Origin of the sequence: Helicobacter sp. MIT 11-5569, from assembly GCF_000765695.2 — a bacterium.
Classification (GTDB): domain Bacteria; phylum Campylobacterota; class Campylobacteria; order Campylobacterales; family Helicobacteraceae; genus Helicobacter_D.
Genome location: NZ_JRPB02000004.1, coordinates 12,085 through 33,341 on the forward strand (window position 1 = coordinate 12,085; position 21,257 = coordinate 33,341).

General features: G+C 34.9%; 19 protein-coding genes and 2 tRNA genes. 11 read left to right on the forward strand and 10 right to left on the reverse strand.

The genetic code is table 11. The features are described from left to right. Window position 1 precedes the first annotated feature (1 nt). The gene (locus LS70_RS04730) at window positions 2-1,759 is read left to right on the forward strand and encodes a peptidoglycan D,D-transpeptidase FtsI family protein (RefSeq protein WP_034290183.1); all 1,758 of its coding nucleotides are present in this window, start codon (window positions 2-4) and stop codon (window positions 1,757-1,759) included. Between the two features lie 27 nt (window positions 1,760-1,786). Here the strand turns inward: LS70_RS04730 and LS70_RS04735 are convergent, their stop codons facing one another. Next, window positions 1,787-3,562 carry a Na/Pi cotransporter family protein gene (locus LS70_RS04735; protein WP_034290181.1) on the reverse strand — a complete coding sequence of 592 codons (1,776 nt, stop codon included), beginning with the start codon at window positions 3,560-3,562 and terminating at the stop codon, window positions 1,787-1,789. A 47-nt stretch (window positions 3,563-3,609) separates the two neighbouring features. After that, a complete protein-coding gene (locus LS70_RS04740; protein ID WP_034290178.1) occupies window positions 3,610-4,623 on the reverse strand; it encodes a hypothetical protein in 1,014 nt (337 codons plus the stop codon). A gap of 158 nt (window positions 4,624-4,781) precedes the next feature. Between LS70_RS04740 and LS70_RS04745 the strand changes: the two genes are divergently transcribed. Next, window positions 4,782-5,993, forward strand: a complete 1,212-nt coding sequence (locus LS70_RS04745; protein ID WP_034290176.1) for an NAD(P)/FAD-dependent oxidoreductase — start codon at window positions 4,782-4,784, stop codon at window positions 5,991-5,993. Here LS70_RS04745 and LS70_RS04750 read toward each other — a convergent pair. Together LS70_RS04750 and LS70_RS04755 are read right to left on the reverse strand one after the other, a co-directional pair. Next, the gene (locus LS70_RS04750) at window positions 5,990-6,607 is read right to left on the reverse strand and encodes a class II aldolase and adducin N-terminal domain-containing protein (RefSeq protein WP_034290174.1); all 618 of its coding nucleotides are present in this window, start codon (window positions 6,605-6,607) and stop codon (window positions 5,990-5,992) included. The genes LS70_RS04745 and LS70_RS04750 overlap by 4 nt on opposite strands. A 9-nt stretch (window positions 6,608-6,616) precedes the next feature. Further along, window positions 6,617-7,468 (reverse strand): M23 family metallopeptidase, encoded by an 852-nt coding sequence (locus LS70_RS04755; protein ID WP_034290172.1) that lies wholly within the window; start codon window positions 7,466-7,468, stop codon window positions 6,617-6,619. Between the two features lie 270 nt (window positions 7,469-7,738). Here LS70_RS04755 and grpE point away from each other — a divergent pair, with 270 nt between their 5' ends. Together grpE and dnaK are read left to right on the forward strand one after the other, a co-directional pair. Then, window positions 7,739-8,287, forward strand: coding sequence for a nucleotide exchange factor GrpE (gene grpE / locus LS70_RS04760; RefSeq protein ID WP_034290206.1), 549 nt, complete (start codon window positions 7,739-7,741; stop codon window positions 8,285-8,287). A gap of 26 nt (window positions 8,288-8,313) precedes the next feature. Beyond that, window positions 8,314-10,194: a molecular chaperone DnaK gene (dnaK, locus tag LS70_RS04765; protein ID WP_034290170.1), complete on the forward strand. Its 1,881-nt coding sequence runs from the start codon at window positions 8,314-8,316 to the stop codon at window positions 10,192-10,194. Between the two features lie 43 nt (window positions 10,195-10,237). Here the strand turns inward: dnaK and LS70_RS04770 are convergent, their stop codons facing one another. After that, window positions 10,238-11,359: a phospholipase A gene (locus LS70_RS04770; protein WP_034290167.1), complete on the reverse strand. Its 1,122-nt coding sequence runs from the start codon at window positions 11,357-11,359 to the stop codon at window positions 10,238-10,240. A 4-nt stretch (window positions 11,360-11,363) separates the two neighbouring features. Continuing rightward, window positions 11,364-12,383: a UDP-glucose 4-epimerase GalE gene (gene galE / locus LS70_RS04775; RefSeq protein WP_034290165.1), complete on the reverse strand. Its 1,020-nt coding sequence runs from the start codon at window positions 12,381-12,383 to the stop codon at window positions 11,364-11,366. A 144-nt stretch (window positions 12,384-12,527) separates the two neighbouring features. Here galE and glmS point away from each other — a divergent pair, with 144 nt between their 5' ends. Continuing rightward, entirely contained in the window at window positions 12,528-14,321 is a 1,794-nt protein-coding gene (gene glmS / locus LS70_RS04780; protein WP_034290204.1) for a glutamine--fructose-6-phosphate transaminase (isomerizing), read from the forward strand. Window positions 14,322-14,355: 34 nt separating this feature from the next. Here glmS and LS70_RS04785 read toward each other — a convergent pair. The 3 genes from LS70_RS04785 to glmM form a co-directional block, all read right to left on the reverse strand. Then, window positions 14,356-14,431 (reverse strand) — tRNA-Val (locus LS70_RS04785). Between the two features lie 42 nt (window positions 14,432-14,473). Next, complete coding sequence (gene lspA / locus LS70_RS04790; RefSeq protein WP_081949806.1) at window positions 14,474-14,962, reverse strand: signal peptidase II; 489 nt, start codon at window positions 14,960-14,962, stop codon at window positions 14,474-14,476. Further along, window positions 14,956-16,293, reverse strand: coding sequence for a phosphoglucosamine mutase (glmM, locus tag LS70_RS04795; protein WP_034290163.1), 1,338 nt, complete (start codon window positions 16,291-16,293; stop codon window positions 14,956-14,958). The genes lspA and glmM overlap by 7 nt, the downstream gene beginning before the upstream one ends. A gap of 80 nt (window positions 16,294-16,373) precedes the next feature. Between glmM and rpsT the strand changes: the two genes are divergently transcribed. From rpsT to LS70_RS04810, 3 genes are all read left to right on the forward strand, one after another. After that, a complete protein-coding gene (rpsT, locus tag LS70_RS04800; RefSeq protein ID WP_034290161.1) occupies window positions 16,374-16,649 on the forward strand; it encodes a 30S ribosomal protein S20 in 276 nt (91 codons plus the stop codon). 32 nt (window positions 16,650-16,681) lie between these two features. Next, on the forward strand, window positions 16,682-17,752 hold the full coding sequence (gene prfA, locus LS70_RS04805; RefSeq protein ID WP_034290160.1) for a peptide chain release factor 1: 1,071 nt from the start codon (window positions 16,682-16,684) through the stop codon (window positions 17,750-17,752). A 64-nt stretch (window positions 17,753-17,816) separates the two neighbouring features. Next, window positions 17,817-17,907, forward strand: a tRNA-Ser gene (locus LS70_RS04810). Between the two features lie 129 nt (window positions 17,908-18,036). Here LS70_RS04810 and LS70_RS04815 read toward each other — a convergent pair. Next, window positions 18,037-18,822, reverse strand: a complete 786-nt coding sequence (locus tag LS70_RS04815) for a pyridoxine 5'-phosphate synthase (RefSeq protein WP_034290158.1) — start codon at window positions 18,820-18,822, stop codon at window positions 18,037-18,039. 86 nt (window positions 18,823-18,908) lie between these two features. Between LS70_RS04815 and LS70_RS04820 the strand changes: the two genes are divergently transcribed. From LS70_RS04820 to hisH, 3 genes are read left to right on the forward strand one after another with little or no spacing between them, the layout of a single operon-like run. After that, on the forward strand, window positions 18,909-19,757 hold the full coding sequence (locus LS70_RS04820) for a 3'-5' exonuclease (RefSeq protein ID WP_034290200.1): 849 nt from the start codon (window positions 18,909-18,911) through the stop codon (window positions 19,755-19,757). Next, complete coding sequence (locus LS70_RS04825; RefSeq protein WP_034290156.1) at window positions 19,747-20,652, forward strand: PDC sensor domain-containing protein; 906 nt, start codon at window positions 19,747-19,749, stop codon at window positions 20,650-20,652. The genes LS70_RS04820 and LS70_RS04825 overlap by 11 nt, the downstream gene beginning before the upstream one ends. Next, window positions 20,652-21,254, forward strand: coding sequence for an imidazole glycerol phosphate synthase subunit HisH (gene hisH, locus LS70_RS04830; RefSeq protein WP_138109363.1), 603 nt, complete (start codon window positions 20,652-20,654; stop codon window positions 21,252-21,254). The genes LS70_RS04825 and hisH overlap by 1 nt, the downstream gene beginning before the upstream one ends. Window positions 21,255-21,257 lie beyond the last annotated feature (3 nt).

Consider the following 21,257-nt stretch of genomic DNA (forward strand, 5'->3'; position numbering starts at 1 on the left):
TGTGAATAGCACACAATCTAAAAAAGCAGGGAAAATCCTGCTGCTATTTATCTTAATAGCCGTAGGATTTTGTATTTTCTTAGGAACGATTTTTTACCGCAATTTTACAGAGCGCAAACTTCCAAATCTCCAAACCAAACGCATTGAAAGTGCAATTAGGGGGAATATTTATAGCAGTGATGGATTTTTACTAGCTTCTAGTAAAAAGGTTTATAAAGCTGTGGTAAATACCTATAATATTAATCCACAAAAAAAAGAATTATTTATTAATCTTTTTAGTATTTATAGCAAGATTCCAAAGCAAGAAGTCAGAAAAAAGCTAGAACAAAAAGGCAATGTAACACTCTCTTATAGTATAGATTCTAAAAGCGCGAGTTATTTAAAGCAACTGAATTTAAAACTCAATCAACTTGATGTTTTTCAAAGCTATGAAGATAAAAATGGAAATATTTTTAAATATGGATTATCCATAGTTGAGAGTGGAGAATCGCGTGATTATCTCTATGGAGATAGTATGGAGCCAATTTTGGGCTATATTAATAAAGAAAATGATTCTAAAACTACACGTGTAAATGGTGTTAAAGGGATTGAAAAAAGTTTTGATGCAGAGCTTGAGCCAAATAGTGATTTGTTAATGATTGGCGAGCGTGATATTGGTTTTAATGTTATACTTAATAAGAATTCCGCTTTTAAAGAGCGCGTTGATGGCTATGATGTGATTAGCTCTATTCCTTTAAAACTGCAAAAAAAAGTAGAACGTTTGATTGACCGCTATGCGTTAGAATTGGGAGCAAAAGAAATTCTAGTAGGCATTATGGAAAGCAAAAGCGGGAAGATTCTAAGTTTAGCAAGCAATGTGCGCTTTAACCCCAATGCTATTACAAGACAAGATTACGCAAAACTCAATGCAAATGCTATTGAATACTCTTATGAACCCGGAAGTATCATTAAACCTATTATTTATGCAATGCTTTTAGATAAAAATTTAGTGCGACAAGATGAAATTATTGATTTGGAAAATGGGCGTTTCAAGCTAGATAAATTCACTATCACAGATACACATAAATTAAAATCTTCAAGTGTTGAAGAAGTGTTGCTTTATTCTAGTAATATTGGTATGGCAAAAATCGCACAACGCCTAAGCCCAGCAGAATATAATGCGGGTTTGCAAGCTTTTGGCTTTGGAAATTTAAGCGGGATTGACTTGCCTTATGAACGTATGGGTATTATTCCAGATTCTAGGAGATTTCGTAGTGAAGTGTATCGTGCAACTGCTTCTTATGGCTATGGTTTGCGCACAACCTTTATCCAAATGTTAAAAGCTTATAATACAATTATTAATCATGGAATCGCTTATGAGCCTTATTTGGTGGAGTATCTTCAAGATTCTAAGTTAATTCGCTATAAGATAAAACACCAAACTCCTATTAGGATTATTAGTGATAATACAGCAAATGCAGTCAAAAATACACTGATTAAAGTCGTCAGTGATGGCACAGGAAAGACTGCTCAAGTCCCAGGAATTACCATAGGAGGAAAAACAGGAACGGCTCATATTGCACAAGGAGGAAAATATGTAAGCAAATACAATAGCTCTTTCTTTGGTTTTGCGAGTGATAAAGCGGGTAATGAATACACTTTTGGTATTAGTGTTTTTGAGCCTAATGAAACGAATGCTTATTTTGCTGCACGCACAGCCGTCCCACTTTTTAGAGAAGTGGTAGAGCTACTTATTAAAGAGGGGTATCTAAAGCAGTAGCTCTCTTGCGATTCTAATTTTAATTGCTTATTCTGCTTGAGAAGGCTCTTCTTGCCATTCTTCTTTTGTAAAAATAATACCAATCGCTTCAATTAAATGTGAGGCAATATCAGCAATAAATGCGCTATCATTTAAAATAGAAGTTCCATTTGCTATACTAATTTTTTCTTCACTGATGAGTTCTTCTACATCACGCATATTTTTATAATCAAACTCTTTTGGCATGTCTTTTGCAGCAAGGAGTTGTTTTAAGATTAACTGCATGTTTTCATCTTTCATCACTTTTAGTTCTTCTACGCTTCTTAAGAGCATTCCTAAGTCCTTGCGCATTGTATTATATTTTTCTGCTAAATAAGGATTTTTAGACTTAGAATATGCTTTTATATTTGCTTGGATAAGTTTTAAGTTTTTTGTCGCTTCTGTAAGGTTGCGTGCCGCAATCTTAAAAGAATAAATACGATTTGTTCTATATTCATCTTCTACTAAATATCCTTGAGCTTTTGTTGAAAATCCCATTATTGCATCAAAAAGCACCTTAATCTTACGTTTATATAAATAATCTAAATCCACATCACCACTAAACCATTTTTTGTTTTTGACAATGGAATCAAAACTTTCTTTGCCTCTAATATCACTACGATTGAAGCCAATAGTGTGTGCTATAAGCGCATAAGCATTGTTATACAAATGCACAGATTCTTTTTGCAAAGCATCAATAGCTGCGTCTGGATATTCTATAATGTTGGAATCTAAATATAAAGGAGCGTCCATATCCCTATCTCTTGGGGCTTTGACTATTTTATCAAGCACATAGACAATTTGTCGGATAAATAAGGAGATGAAAAGCACCGCCACGAGGTTAAACAAAGTATGGAAAAGTGCTGTTTTTAGTGCATAATTTTCTGCACTGATTCCTAAAAATTCTGCAATGATATTGACTAACTTTACAAAAAATGGAAATGAAATAATTACAATTAATGCAATTGTAAAATTAAAAATACAATTTGCGATTGCTAACTTTTTACCTTCAATGTTTGTGCTAAGGCTTGCAATAACAGCAGTTACTACTCCCCCAACACTTGTCCCAAGTGTCGCGGCAAGAGCATTTTCAAAACCAATTTGCCCACTAATGAGCGCAGAGATAATAATCGCTAGGGTTGCATGGCTACTTTGCACGATTCCTGTTGTGAGCGCACCAAGTCCTACAAAGATTAATACTCCTTTAAACCCCTCAAAGTTAAAACGTGATAAATCTACAATTTCCTTATAAGATTCAAATCCTACTTTAATATAATCTACGCCTAAAAAGAAGAAGCCAATTCCCATAAAAATTGCTCCAATTCCTTTTAGAACGCTGTCTTTTTGGAATCCTAAAAGCACTCCACATACGATTAAAGGAATCGCAAGCATAGAAATATTGATACTTGTTAATCCAACAATCAACCAAGAACCAGCAGAGTTTCCTAAGTTTGCTCCAAATAAGATTCCAATACCTTGTGCAAGTGTAATTAATCCAGCAGAAAGGAACGAGATGGAGATTACAGATACAAGCGTAGAAGATTGCATAAGAATTGTTGTTACAACCCCAAACACAATACTTTTTAAACGTGTGTCTGTAGATTTTGTAAGAATATTTTCTAAAATCCCCCCACTAAATGTTTTGAATCCTGTGCTTAATTGCATCATTCCTACGAGTAAAATTGCAACTCCTGCTAAAATTTGTGCAATTTCTGGAAGGACAACCAAAAAATACATTAAAGCCACAGCTAAAATCATCAAAGAATAGCGTTTAATATTTTGCATTTGCATCTCTCTAAATGTGATAAAGCGAAATTATATCTTACTAAAGCTTATAAAAATTTAGTTTTTAGTCCGATTGCTTGATAACCTTGTTTTTCAATCTCCTCAAAAGATGCTACCATTTCGCCACTAATACCAACTAAAGAGACTACATCATCTTGTTTTGCCATTTTATCAAAGATTGCAAGGACTGCTTGAACGCTCCCATCTTTTAGTGCCTCTGTTCTGTATGCGAGAATTCTATTATCAACAATAAGATTAAATCCATTAATTCCATTAGAATCACTATATTCTTCATACACCATTCCATTGTTGAGTGTTATCCCTTTTTTGGTATCTGTTTGTTCGCTCCAATATGCTTGGAAAATCTGTATATGCTTAGAAACAAGTTCCTTTTCAAAAGGGCTTAATGTCTCTGCAATCGTTCCAAAAAAACCTTTAATCCAAGCAATACCGCTGTTTGCACCATCTGCAAAAGCAGCAATGCTTTTTTGCAATTCTTCTGCCCTTTGAAAATAAATTCCCCCTTTATCTTCTTCTAAAGATTTTGGAGAAAGTAAAGCAAGCATTTCAGCAGCACGTGTTGCTTCATCTTTTAAAGATTTCATTACATTTGGAAACTCCAAGAATTGCTCTTTAAACAGCAATAAAGTTTGCAATGTAGAATCCTCAGAATTTTGTGATTGTGCGTAAAGCGCATTGATTTTTTCATGCATTAAATCTTCTAAAACCCTTAAAGTTCTAGGATAGGAAAAGGGATTTAATTCTCCTTCTAGTTTTTTTATTTCTTTTGTTTCTAAACCCTCTCCTTTAGAATTTGCTAGAAATTTCAATGTTTGTAAAAACTCTTCGTTCTCTTGTGGAATCCCAACAATGTCTTGAATGATTTTTGTGTTTAAAGTCAAATCATCTTGTGAAATTTCTGCCTTTTCTTGCGCTTGTTCTTCTTTAGGGTTTAAAGCACTTTCAAAGCAAAAGGTATTGAAAGGCATTTCTTCTGCATATTTAGGAAAATTGATAAACTTTGCTTCAGAATGTGTTTGATTTGTATAAATCGTTTGCATTGCTATCCTTATAGTGTTTAAAATTTTTTAATTTTAAGCAAAAAGTATTCCTTAAATACACATTGACGCTCTTAAAATAAAGATTTTTTTAACCTTTTTAGGATTCTATCAACAACTTTATCTTAATATAAAACTTAAGTTTATAGTAAGGATTGGTGATGCAACAACCCAAAAAGATTCTAATTACTGGTGGTGGATATGGTGGATTAAAGGTGGCTTTAGGACTTCAAAGAAAATATCAAGGAAATGCAGAAATTACATTAATTAGCAAGCACGATTACCATTACCAAACAACTCTGTTACACAAAGTAGCAATAGGAACTCTAAGTGCAAGAAAAGCAAGAATCTATTATCGCAAAGTTTTAGATTTAAACAAAGTGTGTTTTATTAAAGATAAAATCAAACAAATTTCCCCAAAGGAAAATAAAGTTATTGGTAATGGGGGAGAATATTCTTATGATATTTTAGTAATTGCACTTGGATTTAAGCCCAATAATTTTGGTGTTAAAGGGGTAGATAAATACGCCTATAAACTTTCATCTTTAAATGCAGCCTTAAAGATTGATAAAAATATAGAAAATAAATTTAAAGAATTTGTGCATACCAAAAACCCTAATGACTTGCAAATTATCGTCTGTGGCACAGGATTTACAGGAATTGAGTTTGCCGCAGAGCTTGCCACACAGCTTGATGAGCTTTGTTTAATCTGTGGCATTGACCGTAATATTCCAAAAGTAACTTGTATTGGGCGTTCTAAACATATCTTGCCGGTGTTTAGCAGTGCGCTTGCAAAAAGTGCGGAATCTAAACTGAAAAACTTAGGTGTGGAGATTTTATCGAGTGCAGATATTAAAGAAATTAAAGAAGGTGAAGTCGTTATAGAATCTAACGGTGTGTCTAGTAGCGTCTATGGTAACACAATAATTTGGAGTGCAGGCGTTAAAGGAAGTGAGATTGTAGAGCATTCTAGCATTCCAAACAAAAATGGTAGAATCTGTGTTGATGCACAACTTCAATGTAAGGATTTTGATAATATTTATGTTGTAGGTGATTGTGCTATTGCAGCAGATAAAGATGCAATCCACGCGCCAACAGCACAACTTGCTGCACAAATGGGGGATTATGTTGCAGAACTTTTATGCGCAAAGTTGGAAGGCAAAGATTTTACCAAGCCTTTTAAATTTAACCATAGAGGGACGGTTTGCTCCATAGGACATACAGATGGTGTAGGAATTGTCTATCATAAAAACGTCAAAGGAGAGATTGCGGCATTTATGAAAAATACTATTGAAAATAAATGGCTATATAGTATTGGGGGTTTAAATATGGTCTTTAAAAAAGGGCAATTTCGCTATCGAACAAGCAACTAAATATCAAATAAATCTTGATTTTGCTTGCTAGCTTCTAAAATTGAACTAAAATGCAGGATTTTGCAAGTGTTTTCTAAAAGTGCGAAGAGTTTAGAGAGCATTTGCAAATCACGATGATAAGCATAAACACCATATCCGCGAATCACCATAATTTTTTTATCGCTTTCTTTAAAATAGCGGTTTATTTCAATATCAGCACGTTCATACCAATTATCAAAATCCTTTGGGTCATAAATATCTAATGTGCCTAGCATTCTATAGCCAAAATAGTCTTTGGGAATAATTTTATTATGCGTGAGTGTATAAGAGACAGTAAAAGGTGGCATTCCATAGGCTATGTATTTGGCATTTGGAATATTTTGATAAATCAATGAATGAATAAAAGCGTCAATACTTGCTTCATTCCAGCGATAATCTCTTTTGTGATAAAGCATAATTAGCGATTCCATACCCAAATCATCAAAAATTGCATCTTTTTTGTTAATCAAAAAATACCCTTCTTCTAATTTGGTAGAAAGAGAGCCATGAAAGATTCCAAAAAAATTCTTACGAAACATCGAAAGTGAAATTGTTTTGAGGTTTTTTAAAATTTCCACATCAATATTATAATCCATAGAATCCCCCTAATTGCTTGCAAAAAGACCATTGACTTGTGTAATAAAATCCAGTGGATCTACTTGTGCGCCACGCACTAGGATTCCAAAATGCAAATGCGGTCCGCTCACTCTTCCTGTTGCTCCACTTAGAGCGATTAAATCACCTTTCTCTACGATTTGTCCCACCTGCACTTTGATTTCACTACAATGATAATACATACTAAATACGCCTTCTCCATGGTCTAAAACGACAGAACCACCAGCTAAAAAGCGATTTTTTGCAATCACGACTTTACCGCGATTGCTCGCAAAAATTTCTGTGCCAATGGCAGCTCTAAAATCTGTGCCACTATGGTAGCTTTTGACTTCTCCATTAAATGTGCGTGCATTTCCATAAGCACTTGTAATTTTGCTTTGCATAGGGTAGGCAAAAGCAGAATCCCAAAGACGCGTTTGGCTGTAATTGCTATAAATTGCATTAGCTTCATCGCGCTCTTTTTTAATCCGCTCCTGGTTTTTAGGGTTTGGTTTGACCTTGCTTGGGCTTGCTTGGATTGCTTCTTTTTTATAATTTCCTTGCACAATTTCTACTGCATCACCATTTTCTAATCTCACTAAACTAGGCTTTGTATAGTAGGGAATCGCTAAAATTGCAATTTTGCGTGTTGTATCATTTGGGTGAGTAACCCAATGGTAAGTTTTTTTATTCACAACAATGGGCTTTGGATTTGCTAGTTTTGTGCTAAGAATTATGGTTTTGCCATTTTCTACAACAAATTCTGGATTTTTTTCTGTTTGTTGTTCTACTGCCTTTAAGGGTAAATGGATAAACGCAAAAACACTTGCAACAATAACGCAATACTTTTTTATGCTCTGCATTGTAATGCCTTTATTTGATTCTTAAAATTTTATAAGCATAACGCAGTTTTACTTAAAAGCAAAAAAATCCCATGTATAACACTATAAAACCATGTATTTTTGAAAGATTAAATTTTAATTTTTAAGAAAGTTTAGTTTAGTTTATTAATTAATCTTGACAATAATAGACTAAAGTTATATAATTTTGCTTGAAATTTGAAAGAATAATTGCTAAAATTCAATTTTAAATATTCAAATTTAATATTTTAAGGAGCGAAAGTGCAAGAGAATATGCAAGAAGAGCAAAATGAGAATCCAGCTTTTGACGATTCGCAAGAAGAAAATGAAATCCAAGAAAAAGTAGAAGACGAAGTAAGTAATGAAGCATTGCAATTACAAATTAGCGAACTAAAAGAGCAATATATGCGTGCTTATGCGGATTTTGAGAACACTAAGAAGCGTTTGATTCGCGATAAAGACCAAGCATTAGAATATGCGTATGAAAAAATCGCTAAAGACTTGCTTCCAAGCCTTGATACTCTTGAGATTGCCTTAAAAAGTATTCAAGATTCTAAGATAAATGCAGAGGAATCCGATTCTATTTTAAGCAAAATTGAAGAAGGAATTGCACTGACTTTAGATAATTTGCTAAAAACACTAGCAAAACACGGGATTGAACCTATTTCTACTGATGGTGGATTTGACCCCAATTTTCACGATGCGATTATGCAAGTGCAAAGTGATGCGCACGAATCTGGTGAAATTGTTGCAGTAATGCAAAAAGGTTATAAGTATAAAGAGAGAGTTTTACGACCCTCTATGGTAAGTATCGCCAAATAAATTAAATTTAACATAAAGGATAAAAAATGGGAAAAGTATTAGGAATTGATTTAGGAACAACAAACTCTGCAATGGCTGTATTTGAAGGTAATGAGGCAAAAATCATTGCAAATAAAGAAGGGAAAAATACTACACCTTCTATCGTGGCTTTTACAGATAAAGGCGAAGTATTAGTTGGCGACCCTGCGAAACGTCAAGCAATCACGAATCCTGAAAAAACAATCTATTCTATTAAAAGAATCATGGGATTAATGTTTAATGAGGATAAAGCACAAGAGGCTAAAAAACGTCTTCCTTACAAAGTTGTTGATAGAAATGGAGCGTGTGCGATTGAGATTGCGGGAAAAGTTTATACCCCACAAGAAATTTCAGCTAAGATTTTGATGAAACTAAAAGCAGACGCAGAAAGTTATTTGGGCGAGGAAGTAACCGAAGCGGTTATTACCGTGCCAGCGTATTTTAATGACGCTCAAAGAAAAGCAACCAAAGAAGCTGGAACAATTGCGGGATTAAATGTTTTAAGAATTATTAATGAGCCGACTTCTGCGGCTCTAGCGTATGGTTTGGATAAAAAGCATTCTGAAAATATTGTTGTTTATGATTTAGGTGGTGGAACATTTGATGTTACCGTGCTTGAAACAGGCGATAATGTCGTTGAGGTAAAAGCAACAGGTGGGGATGCGTTTTTAGGTGGAGATGATTTTGATAATGCAATCATTGATTGGGCAGCGTCAGAATTTGAAAGCGAAAATGGAATCAACCTAAAAGGCGATGTTATGGCATTGCAACGTCTTAAAGAAGCGGCTGAAAATGCGAAAAAAGAGCTAAGTAGCGCACAAGAAACTGAAATGAATTTGCCATTTATTACCGCAGATGCAAGTGGTCCTAAACATTTGGTTAAAAAGCTTACACGCGCAAAATTTGAAAGCTTAATTGAGCAGTATATCAACCAAACCATTGATAAAATTGCAAATGTTATCAAAGATGCAGATTTGAGCAAAAGCGAAATTAATGAAGTTGTAATGGTTGGTGGTTCTACTAGAATTCCAAAAGTGCAAGAAAGAGTCAAAGAGTTTATCGATAAAGAACTTAATAAATCCGTTAATCCTGATGAGGTTGTTTCAATGGGGGCAGCGATTCAAGGAGGAGTGCTAAAAGGTGATGTTAAAGATGTTTTATTGCTTGATGTTACGCCTTTAAGCTTAGGAATTGAAACATTAGGTGGGGTAATGACTAGAATTATTGAACGTGGAACAACGATTCCAACAAAGAAAAATCAAGTCTTCTCTACGGCTGAAGATAATCAACCTGCTGTTACGATTCAAGTTTTACAAGGCGAGAGAGAGCTAGCGCGTGATAATAAAATGTTAGGAAACTTTGAGCTAAGTGGAATCCCAGCAGCACCAAGAGGTGTGCCACAAATTGAAGTAACTTTTGATATTGACGCAAATGGAATCTTAACGGTTAGCGCAAAAGACAAAGCAACAGGCAAGGAACAAGAGATTAAAATCACAGGTTCTAGCGGGTTATCAGATTCTGAAATTGAAAAAATGGTCAAAGACGCAGAGCTTAACAAAGAAGAAGACAAAAAGAAAAAAGAAATCATTGAAGTGCGCAATCAAGCGGATAGCCTAGTGTATCAAAGCCAAAAAAGCCTAGATGAAATGAAAGATAAAATTGATACCAATGAAGCAGAAAAAATCCAAAACGCAATCAATGCTTTGCAAGAAACTTTGAAAAACGAAAATGCAAGCAAAGAAGAGATTGACGCAAAAGTTAAAGAGCTTACAGAAGCAAGTCATAAACTTGCAGAGGCAATGTATAAAAAAGATGATAATGGACAAAATCCAAATGCGCAATCTAACAACAAAAAAGATGATGATGTGATTGACGCAGAAGTGGAGTAATGCACTTCATCAAGTGCGATTCCAAATTTTTGGAGTTGCGCTTTTATCTTGCAAACAAAAATCCCGCACCAACTCTCTCAACAGCGCGATTATAATCTTGCAAACTTTCTCCATAGCCATTAAAATATTGCACATACAAATAAAGATTCTTATACAAAGGATAGGAGTAATCTAGCATAATTGCTCCCCTATTATCAGATTGTAAATTGTTGCGCAAAGTAAGCGTAAAGAGATGTTTATTAATCCCATAACCTAAGCTTAATTCACCATATCCCATATAATCTAAAATATCTGGATTATCATCTTTATTTGCACTTTCTTTAAAGCGATACCAAGCTTTAAGCCCTAAAGCAAAATTTTCATGTCCATAAATACCTTCTACAAAAAGCCTATCCCAACTCCTTGATTTTAATAAATCTCCACCATTGCTTTGATGCACATAGCCAAAATTTACTCTATCAAAAAATACATTGTAGTTTTCTAGGGGATAACTAAAATACAAAGCAGGTTCATAATTGCTTTCTCTAAAAGGGCGTGAGTTTTCATTGTCATAAATTTGCCAAAAACTTTGCTGCGTGTAAGCAAAGTATAAATCTAAATCTTTAAAGAATAAATCATCAACAAGCAGTTTTTTGATACTAATTTGAAACTTAGCTTCTGTGCGTTTTGCTTGACTTTCATCTTTATTAAAATTAACATTTGCTGGTAAAAGGTAGTTAAACTTATAAGGCTCAAATCCTAAAAAATCTCCAAAAAAGCGATTCCGTTCAAAACGCGCTTGATAGCGACTAATGCTCCCTTCAAAATCTGCATTTTCTATGCCTTCTTTAAGTGTTGTGGCAGATTCTTTTGGAATTTCTTTAGATTCTGTATTTGCAAGGTTGTGTAAATATTTAGAATCTTTTGCTAAAGGAGCAGAGGCTAAATGCTGTGGATTTTCTACAAAAGTTATAAATAGTTCATCAGAATCCTGAAAGTTTAGTTTTAGCTCTTTTTGTCCTTTTTGCACGCTGATAACTTGTAAAATTTGCATTTGTTTGTCTAAAATTAAAACTTTAGCGCGTTCATCTTCGCTAAAGTCTAATTTTTCATACAATCTCTCCTTTAACACATCGCTATAAACAACTAAAGGAAGGTATAATGCGCCTAAGACTCTAAATCTCATTAACTTAATCCTTTTTTAGTTTTTCTTCCCACAAATACGCACTCTTACAGATTGTTTCTAAATCATCATATTTGGGATTCCATTGTGTTTTTGCTAAGATTTTTTGATTATCACTCACAAGCACGCTAGGGTCGCCCTCTCTTCTTTGCGCGGATTCTACAATAAAATCTGTTCCACTTACTTTTTTAACACAAGCAATCACTTCTTTGACACTAAATCCCTTGCCATAACCGACATTATAGATTTCTGATTCTGCATTTTCTATCAATGCTTGTAACGCGTAAAAATGTGCGCTTGCTAAATCATCAATATGAATATAATCCCTAATGCAAGTGCCATCTTTTGTGGGATAATCTTCTCCAAAAATCTGCATTTTTTCACGTTTTTTGCAAGCACATTCACACGCAACTTTAATTAAATGTGTTGCATTTTTTGCTCTCTGTCCTAATGCGCCTCGTTTGTCCATTAATGCCCCAGCAACATTAAAATAGCGCAAAATCACACTTTTAAAGCTAGGGTTTGCGACCTCTAGCGCATGCAAAATCTTCTCAATCATTAATTTAGATTCTCCATAAGGATTAATGGGGAGTTTTGGGAGAGATTCTACAACTTTTGCGTCTCCTTTTGGTTCTCCATATACTGCCGCAGTTGAGCTAAATAAGAAACGATTGACTTGAAATTCTTGTGCAATTTGTAAAAGATTGGTTGTATTTGCAACATTATTTTTAAAATACAGTAGCGGTTTTTGCACAGATTCTTGCACAATTAAACTTGCAGCAAAATGCACAATTCCATTAAAGTTAAAGCGCCTAAAAGTCTCTCTTAAAATCTCACTATTTTCTAAATCTCCCAAAACAAACTCTACGCGTCCAGAAAATGTGCGCTGCAAAAACTCTACATTTTCTAAAAAACCTGTTGTAAGATTATCAAAAATTACAATTTTACAATCACTATTGCTCAAAAAATAATACGCTGTATGTGAGCCGATATACCCAGCAGCTCCCGTAAATAAAAAGGTTTGCACTTTTATCCTTTTGCCTACATTTTAAACATACATTTTAACATAAAGGGCAAAATTTTTAAGAGTTTTGAAGCAAATTTGCCACATTTACCATTCCTTTACGCATTTTATGCAAAAATGCCACAATCAATTTTTTTGGAGAAAATTATGTGTGGCATCGTAGGTTATATTGGAAATAATGAAAAAAAATCTCTTTTACTTAGTGGCTTAAAAGAGTTAGAATATCGCGGTTATGATTCTGCTGGAATCTCTGTTTTAGAAAATGGAGAATTGCATACTTTTAAGGCAGTAGGAAAGCTTATTAATTTGGAGCGTAAATGTGAGGGATTCCATTCTAGTGGTTTTGGTTTAGGGATTGGACATACGCGTTGGGCGACGCATGGAAAACCAACAGAAATTAACGCGCATCCACACATTGGACATTATAGCAATATCGTGCATAATGGAATTATTGAAAATTATCAAAGCATTAAGGAATCTTTACAAAAGCAAGGTTGTGTTTTTTCTTCTCAAACAGATACTGAAGTGATTGTGCATCTTTTTGAATCTTACGTAACGCAAGGAAATGATCCATTTAGCGCGTTTAAAAAAACAATCTCTGATTTAAAAGGAGCGTATGCGATTTTGCTTATCACGCAAAAATCTCCAGATACAATTTTTTATGCCAAAAATGGTTCTCCGTTGATTATTGCGAGAAATACAAAGACAAAAGAAGTTTTTTTCGCATCTTCTGATGCGCCTTTGATTGGGCTTGCTAGTGAAGTTTGTTATTTAGAAGACGGAGAAGTCGGAAAAATGGATTTAGAAAGTTTTGCACGATTAAAAAATATTAAGCCTTTAAGTGGCGATAAACTCTCTGCGCAAAAAGATGGCTTTACTTTCTTTATGGAAAAAGAAATTTATGAACAACATAAAGTATTGCTTGAAACAATGATGGGGCGCGTTAGTGAAGAGGGATTCTGTCTTGATGAGTTAGAATCGCTAAATTTAGATTCTATCAATTCTCTTACACTTTGCGCATGTGGGACAAGCTATCATGCAAGTTTAGCAGGAAGTTATCTCATTGAGCGCATTGCAAAGCTAAAAACAAAAGTAGAAATTGCAAGTGAATTCCGCTACAAAGAACCTATTTTGCATAAAAATGAATTATTTGTTGTGATTTCTCAAAGTGGAGAAACAGCTGATACGCTTGAAGCTTTAAAGCTCGCTAAACAAAAAGGATTAACTGCGCTTGCAATTTGTAATGTAGATAATAGCTCAATTGTTAGAGAAAGTGATTATTCTTTGCTAACGCGTGCGGGGATTGAAAAGGGTGTGGCAAGCACAAAGGCTTTTGCGACACAAGTTATGGTGTTGTGGATTTTAGCAAATTTTTTAGCGCAGAAACGTGGAATCCTAGATAAAGCTATGCTTAAAAACGAAGCAAACACAATGTTAGAAGCAAGTAAGGCTACACAAGTGGATAAAAAACTCCATGAACACATAAAACGTTTATCGCGCCGCTATTTACATGGACATGGATTCTTTTTTATTGGACGCGATATTTTCTATCCTTTAGCATTAGAAGGGGCATTAAAATTAAAAGAAATTAGCTATTTGCATGCAGAAGGCTATCCTAGTGGAGAGATGAAGCATGGACCTATTGCTTTGGCGGACTTAGGGTTATTTTGCGTTACATTAATGCCACAAAATTTACTCTATGATAAAGTCAAAAGCAATGTAGAAGAGCTTAGCGCACGTGATGCGATGATTTGTGCTTTAAGTGCTGAATATTACGAAGGTTGTGATGATTGGATTGCGATTCCAAGTGCAAAACATTATATGGTTGAATTTTTTTCAATGATGGTTGTGCTTCAAGTTTTTGCGCTTGAAGTTGCTGTGCGTTTAGGTAATGATGTGGATATGCCAAGAAATTTAGCAAAAAGTGTTACGGTTGAGTAAAGTTTATTATTTTTGATGAAGAAGTTAAAAATAATGGTGGCCACGACTGGACTTGAACCAGCGACCACTACCATGTCAAGGTAGTGCTCTACCAACTGAGCTACGCGACCAAATATTTTTTTCAAACATTTTTTAAAGAAACGCGCATTCTATCACGACACACTTTTATCTTTTCTTAAAAATACGCTAAAAAGAACTAAGGCAACACCTATATTAATCATCACATCAGCAAAATTAAAAATTGCAAACTCAAATTTATAATGCCAAAAGATATAATCCACCACGCCACCATGTATAAATCTATCTAAAATGTTTGAAATCCCTGCGCCAAAAATCACTCCAAGTGCAATATAATGCACTTTAATAATCTCTTTATGTTTCCAAAGATACACAAAGATTCCAACTAAAAGTAAAATTTGTAAGTATTTTAGCCATTCTTGCAAGAATGCAAACATTGAAAATGCAACGCCTTTGTTATAGACGAGCAATAGCGAAATCACACTCCCTTCAAAAATCATATCGCCTTGCGTGTAGCCTTTAAATAAAAAATACCACTTAATTGCCTGATCGAGCATAAGCACAACACACAAAGAAGCAAAAAAGCCAATCCAGATTCTATTTTGCAAATCCTTTGTTAGCAAATTTTGCCCTTAAAATATGTTTCACATTCTTGCATTACCTTTTCTAATAATTTTTCATCTTTGCCTTCAAGTAGAATCCGCAGTTTATTTTCTGTGCCGCTATAACGGATTAAATGGCGGATATTGTGCGCTTCAATACTTTGTAAAAATGTTTGATAATTCTCTAGTGATTCCAAATTTGGTTTAGCATTAACAGAAAGATTTTTTAGAATCTGCGGATAAAGATTAAAGCAATTTAATGCCTTTGAAGCGGGTTTTTTGGATTTTAAAATATATGCCATTGTTTGCAGGGCACTTACTAATCCATCTCCTGTTTTTGCAAAATCGCTAAAAATAATATGCCCGCTTTGTTCCCCGCCAAAGTTTAAATTTTTTTCAAGCATTGCTTCAAGCACATATTTATCCCCAACATTAGAGCGCACAAGTGCGATTCCATGCGATTTTAAAAATTCTTCTAATGCGTAATTGCTCATAATTGTTGCAACAACAGCGTTATTTTTTAACATTTTAGATTCTTTAGCGGCTAAAGCTAGCACGCCAATGAGTTTATCACCATGAATGACTTCCCCTTTTTCATCAACAACAACAAGTCTATCTGCATCGCCATCAAGCGCAAATCCAATATCTGCACGCACGCGGCGCACTTCTTCTTGTAACATCAGTGGTTGTGTTGCGCCACAATTTTCATTAATATTGAAGCCATTAGGTTCATCATTAATTACAAAAACTTCTGCTCCAAGCTCACTAAAAATTGTTGGTGCGACCTTATATGCAGCTCCATTTGCACAATCAAGCACAACGCGGATTCCATGCAAGGATAAATCTTTTGGGAAAGAATTTTTAATATGCACGATATAACGTCCTACAACATCATCAATTCTTTTAGATGAACCAATTTCTTTGCCTTTCTTTTGCGCTGCTTCAAGTGTATTGAAATCATTGTAAATCTTTTCAATCACTTCTTCATCTTTTTCATCAATCTTATATCCACTGCGCCCAAAAAATTTGATTCCATTATCCATAAAAGGATTATGGCTGGCACTGACCATAATCCCGCCATCACAGCGCATATCTTCTGTGAGATAGGCGATTGCGGGTGTTGGCATAGGACCAATTTGTATGACTTCATACCCAGCTGCAGTTAGCCCGCTAACAAGGGCATTTTCTAGCATATAACCACTGCGTCTTGTGTCTTTTCCTACTAAGATTCTATTTGTTTTTGTGTGTTCTCTGTAATAAATTCCTGCGGCAATTCCAAGTTTGAGTGCGCAAAATGCGTCTAACTTTACACCTGCTTCACCTCTTACGCCATCTGTTCCAAATAACTTCATAATCGTGCCTTTTTATTTGCTTTTAATAAAATGTTAAATAGAATTTTAGCTTAAATTTTTTACAAAAGGATTAACACCCTATGGCAAATCATAAATCAGCAGAGAAACGTATTCGTCAGACAAAAAAGCGCACAGAGAGAAATCGCTACTACAAAACAAGAATTAAAAATATGACAAGAGCTTTAAAAGAAGCACTTGATGCAAAAGATTTAAACAAAGCTCAAGAAACAATGCAACAAATTAATCAAAATTTCCATAGCTATGTAAGCAAAGGAATCTTAACTAAAAATACTGCCGCTAGAAAGGTTAGCCGCTTAAATGCTTCTGTGAAAAAACTCGCCTTAGCAAACGCTTAAAATTAGCGTTTGTCCCTCTAAAAGCTCTTACAATGTTAGCCTCCAAACTTCAGCCCTTTATTAAACGTTATGATGAGATTAGTGCATTGCTTGTCGATTCCAATATCTTAAATGATGTTAAGCGTATTGCAGAGCTTAGTAAAGAACAAAGCGACTTAGAAGAGCTTGTAGAAAAGGCGCGCAAATATCTCAATAATCTTCAAAGTATCGAAGAAAATAAGGCATTATTAGATGATAAAGAATTAGGTGATTTAGCAAAAGAAGAGATTAAAGAAGCAGAATCCCAAAATGCAACTTTAGAATCAGAGATTAAAGTCTTATTGCTCCCAAAAGACCCTAATGATGATAAAAACATTTATTTAGAGTTACGTGCAGGCACAGGAGGAGATGAAGCTGGAATCTTTGTTGGCGATTTATTTCGTGCTTATGTGCGCTATGCCGAACTAAAATCGTGGAAAGTAGAAATCATTAGCTCAAGTGAAAATAGTGTTGGAGGTTACAAGGAAGTTATTGCGCTTGTGAAAGGAAAAGGTGCGTACTCGAGGTTAAAATACGAAGGTGGAACGCATCGTGTGCAACGCGTGCCAGCTACGGAATCGCAAGGGCGTGTGCATACTTCGGCAATCACAGTTGCAATTATGCCCGAAGTCGATGATGTGGAAGTTACTATTAATCCCAATGATTTAAAAGTTGAAGTATTCCGTGCTGGTGGGCATGGTGGGCAGTGTGTAAATACAACGGATTCCGCAGTTAGAATCACACATCTACCAACGGGTATTAGCGTGTCTATGCAAGATGAAAAATCTCAACACAAAAACAAAGATAAAGCGATGAAAATCTTAAAAGCTAGAATCTACGAAGCAGAGCTAGAAGCGCAAATGGAGCAAAATGCGGAGGCTAGAAAATCTCAAGTAGGAAGCGGGGATAGAAGCGAGAGAATTCGCACTTATAATTATCCGCAAAACCGATTAACAGACCATCGCGTTGGGCTTACACTTTATAGTTTAGAAGAAATTATGCTAAGTGGCAACTTGGATTCTGTAATTGACCCTATTGTGGCATATTTTCAAGCAGAAGCTTTGCAAAATAGCGGAATCGCATAAGGCTTTTTAGCGGTCTTTTAAGCTCCTTTTTACCTAAAAAAGCTATAATTACAACTCTTTTTTTGGACAGATGGGTGAGTTGGCTGAAACCACATCCCTGCTAAGGATGCGTAGTCGCAAGATTACCGAGAGTTCGAATCTCTCTCTGTCCGCCACTCTTTTAATTTTCCAAGTCTTTAGATTTCTTTTTAAGTTTTAAAATCTATTTAATTCAAGATTCTTTTTTTGCATTTTTAAAGCATTAAATCATAGTAGTGTTTTAAATGTAGTAATAGTTTAGAAGCCTAGCTAGACTTTATTAAGGCAACCATATCTTTGATTGCCGATTCTAAACCAGTAAAAATTGAGCGGGCAATAATACTTTGTCCAATGTTTAATTCCATAACTTCAGGAATTGCTAAAATGGGTGCTAGGTTATGATAGTTTAATCCATGTCCTGCGGCAACTTCAAGTCCTAGCCATTTTGCTTCTTTAGCACCATCTTGCAAACTTGCAATGGAATCTTGTAAATGTGTTTTTAATGTGGAGCGTGGAAGATTTAGAGATTCTATAACATGATGTGAGCGAGAGAGGTTAGAATTTAGCATTGCATATAAATTTGCATAAGCACCTGTGTGAAGCTCAACCATTTGTGCGCCAACTTCCTTAGAAGCGCAAATTTGGTCAATTTGTGTGTCGATGAAGAGAGAAACTTCTATACAATTTTGTTTTAAAGCTTGTGTGATTTCAGCAATTCTGTCAAAATGTTGCACCACATCAAGCCCACCTTCTGTTGTAACTTCTTGACGATTTTCTGGAACAAGCGTGATACGATTAGGGGAGAGTTTTAAAATCGAGTCAATAATATTAGGATTAATTGAGCATTCAATATTTAAAGGCAACGCAGAGGATTCTAGAATTCTTATTACATCGCTATCGTGTATGTGGCGGCGGTCTTCGCGCAAATGGATAGTGATTTGGTCTGCGCCTGCTCTTTTTGCAATAAAAACTGCTTCTAAAGGGTCTGGGTCGTTGATTTTTCTTGCTTCACGCAAGGTTGCAATATGGTCAATATTTACTCCAAGTAGCATTATTAAGCCTTCTGTTTAAATCAATTTGGATTCTAACTAAAATTACTTTAAAATATGCAAGTGAAATTCATTTTAGGAGAATGCTTTTGGTAATGGTGTTTGATTGTGAGACGATTTTAGATGTGGATTTGCTCAAACAAGGTTTTAGGAAGGAATTTTTAGAGCGCAATGTTGATGTGGGTGTATGCACGGATTTAGAGCTTAGTCAAAAGGCTATGGAAATACAAAAAGAGCAAAGCGGGACTGCATTTTTGCCAATTTGTTATCATCAAGTTGTGAGTATTGCTGCAGTATTTTGTGATGAGTATGGAAATTTTAATAAAGTGGGAAATTTTAAGGCAGTAGGGGATTCTAAAAAGGAGAGAGAAAGAAGTTTAATTCAAGCATTTTTGGATTATATTAACAAAAAGCAACCTAAGCTTGTAAGCTACAATGGAAGAGGATTCGATATACCAATGTTACTTTTGCGCGCAATGCAGTATCGCTTAAGTGCAAGTGCGTATTTTGAAGAAAACAATCCACAATTTAATAAAAATAAATGGGAGAATTATCGTCAAAGATATTGTGAGCGATTCCATTTAGATTTATTAGAAGCTTTGGGAAATTATGGAGCAGTACGGAATCTCAAACTTGATGTGCTTGCAAATTTAGTAGGATTTCCGGGCAAATATAATACCAGTGGTGATATGGTGCTAGATATGTATTATGCGGGGAATTTAGAGCAGATTGATACGTATTGTCAAAGTGATGTGCTAAATACTTATGGATTGTATTTAAATTATGAAATTTTAAAAGGAAACTTAAGTGTGCAAGATTATATAATGATTTTGGAGCAGTGGCGTGAGAAATTGCCGAAAGACAAGGAATATTATTCTGTGTTTTTTGATACAATTAGCGCGCAAATAAATCACTATAAGGATTCCAATGCTTTCTAAAGAAATTATGCAATTTAGTGAAATGCGCTACGAGATTAGAGCCTATTTATGTTTTTTACTTCAACGTAATATTAGAAATAATTTGCCTCATATTGAGTTAAATAAAATTATTGATGGATTACAGAAAATTGAGCGTGAAGTTAGGGTCTTTGAGTTACTCTATGTTTTAGATGCGAGTGGGAGTTTGGTTTTAGATGGAATCTCTAGGGATTCTAAAATAGAATGTAAAAAAGGAGAAAATCACAACGATAGAGCGTATTTTTATCGTGCAATAAAAGAGAAAAAATGTATTTTAACAGACCCTTATCCTTCGCTTGCTAGTGGAAATTTAGTCGTAACTGTTTCTTATCCACTATATAATGATAAGGGCAAGCTTATGTATGTAGTGTGTATGGATATTCCTTTAGAGCAAACTTGTTTGCTAGTGCGACCAACACCCTTGTTTGGATTCCTTTCTAGTTTTGGTAAAGCTGTGTATTTTATAATGTCTTTGGCATTATTTTTGGTTAGCACACTATTGTTTGTAAAAGGTGGGATTAGTATGTGGGACGGGCTTTCTCGGTTTAATAGCTTAGATATTAAAGATGTGTTTGAAGCCACTATTCTTATTACGCTATCTCTAGCAATCTTTGATTTAGTGCGTGCGATTTTTGAAGAAGAAGTGCTAGGAAGGCAAAAGTCTCAAGATTCTAAAATGGTGCATAAAACAATGACACGCTTTTTGGGTTCTATTGTAATTGCACTAGCGATTGAAGCTTTGATGTTGGTGTTTAAATTTACCATTATTGAACCTGAAAAATTAATCTATGCAGTGTATTTAATCGGTGCTGTAACGTGTTTGCTTATTGGACTTGCAGTATATATGCGCTTTACAGCAAAGTTTAAGAGGGATTAATGCTGGGCATTGTGAATTATAGGATTGGAAATCTTGCAAGTGTGCGAAATGCAATGGCAAGCTTAGGAGAAGAAGTAGTTATTGAAGAAAATCCACAGAATCTTAAAAAATATGATCGTTTGATTTTGCCCGGTGTTGGTGCATTTGGAGATGCAACGGAACATTTGGCTGTATCTGGTATGCAAGAAGCTGTGCTAGAGTTTGCCAAAAGCGGAAAGCCTTTGCTTGGAATTTGTCTAGGAATGCAACTGCTTTTTAATAAAAGTTATGAGTTTGGAGAACATTTTGGGCTTGGATTATTAGAAGGAGAGGTGGTGCGATTCTCCTTAGAAGATAAAACAATGAAGATTCCACATATGGGCTGGAATTTGGTGCATAAAAATAAAGAATCTCCGCTATTGCAAGGGTTGGATTCTGCATTTTATTTGTATTTTGTGCATAGTTTTTATGTAAAAAATTTAGAAAATGCAGCCGGTGTTAGCAATTATGGAGTGAATTTTGCTTCTATTGTGCAAAAAGATAATATTTTTGGAATCCAACCCCACCCAGAAAAATCACATAATGTTGGGCTTAGGATTCTTGAAAATTTCATTAACTTATAAGGA

Coding starts and splice junctions, on each gene's coding strand:
- LS70_RS04735 (WP_034290181.1), bottom strand. CDS start 3,562: ATGCAAAATATTAAACGCTATTCTTTGATGATTTTAGCTGTGGCTTTA.
- LS70_RS04740 (WP_034290178.1), bottom strand. CDS start 4,623: ATGCAAACGATTTATACAAATCAAACACATTCTGAAGCAAAGTTTATC.
- LS70_RS04745 (WP_034290176.1), top strand. CDS start 4,782: ATGCAACAACCCAAAAAGATTCTAATTACTGGTGGTGGATATGGTGGA.
- LS70_RS04750 (WP_034290174.1), bottom strand. CDS start 6,607: ATGGATTATAATATTGATGTGGAAATTTTAAAAAACCTCAAAACAATT.
- LS70_RS04755 (WP_034290172.1), bottom strand. CDS start 7,468: ATGCAGAGCATAAAAAAGTATTGCGTTATTGTTGCAAGTGTTTTTGCG.
- grpE (WP_034290206.1), top strand. CDS start 7,739: ATGCAAGAAGAGCAAAATGAGAATCCAGCTTTTGACGATTCGCAAGAA.
- dnaK (WP_034290170.1), top strand. CDS start 8,314: ATGGGAAAAGTATTAGGAATTGATTTAGGAACAACAAACTCTGCAATG.
- LS70_RS04770 (WP_034290167.1), bottom strand. CDS start 11,359: ATGAGATTTAGAGTCTTAGGCGCATTATACCTTCCTTTAGTTGTTTAT.
- glmS (WP_034290204.1), top strand. CDS start 12,528: ATGTGTGGCATCGTAGGTTATATTGGAAATAATGAAAAAAAATCTCTT.
- glmM (WP_034290163.1), bottom strand. CDS start 16,293: ATGAAGTTATTTGGAACAGATGGCGTAAGAGGTGAAGCAGGTGTAAAG.
- rpsT (WP_034290161.1), top strand. CDS start 16,374: ATGGCAAATCATAAATCAGCAGAGAAACGTATTCGTCAGACAAAAAAG.
- prfA (WP_034290160.1), top strand. CDS start 16,682: ATGTTAGCCTCCAAACTTCAGCCCTTTATTAAACGTTATGATGAGATT.
- LS70_RS04815 (WP_034290158.1), bottom strand. CDS start 18,822: ATGCTACTTGGAGTAAATATTGACCATATTGCAACCTTGCGTGAAGCA.
- LS70_RS04825 (WP_034290156.1), top strand. CDS start 19,747: ATGCTTTCTAAAGAAATTATGCAATTTAGTGAAATGCGCTACGAGATT.
- hisH (WP_138109363.1), top strand. CDS start 20,652: ATGCTGGGCATTGTGAATTATAGGATTGGAAATCTTGCAAGTGTGCGA.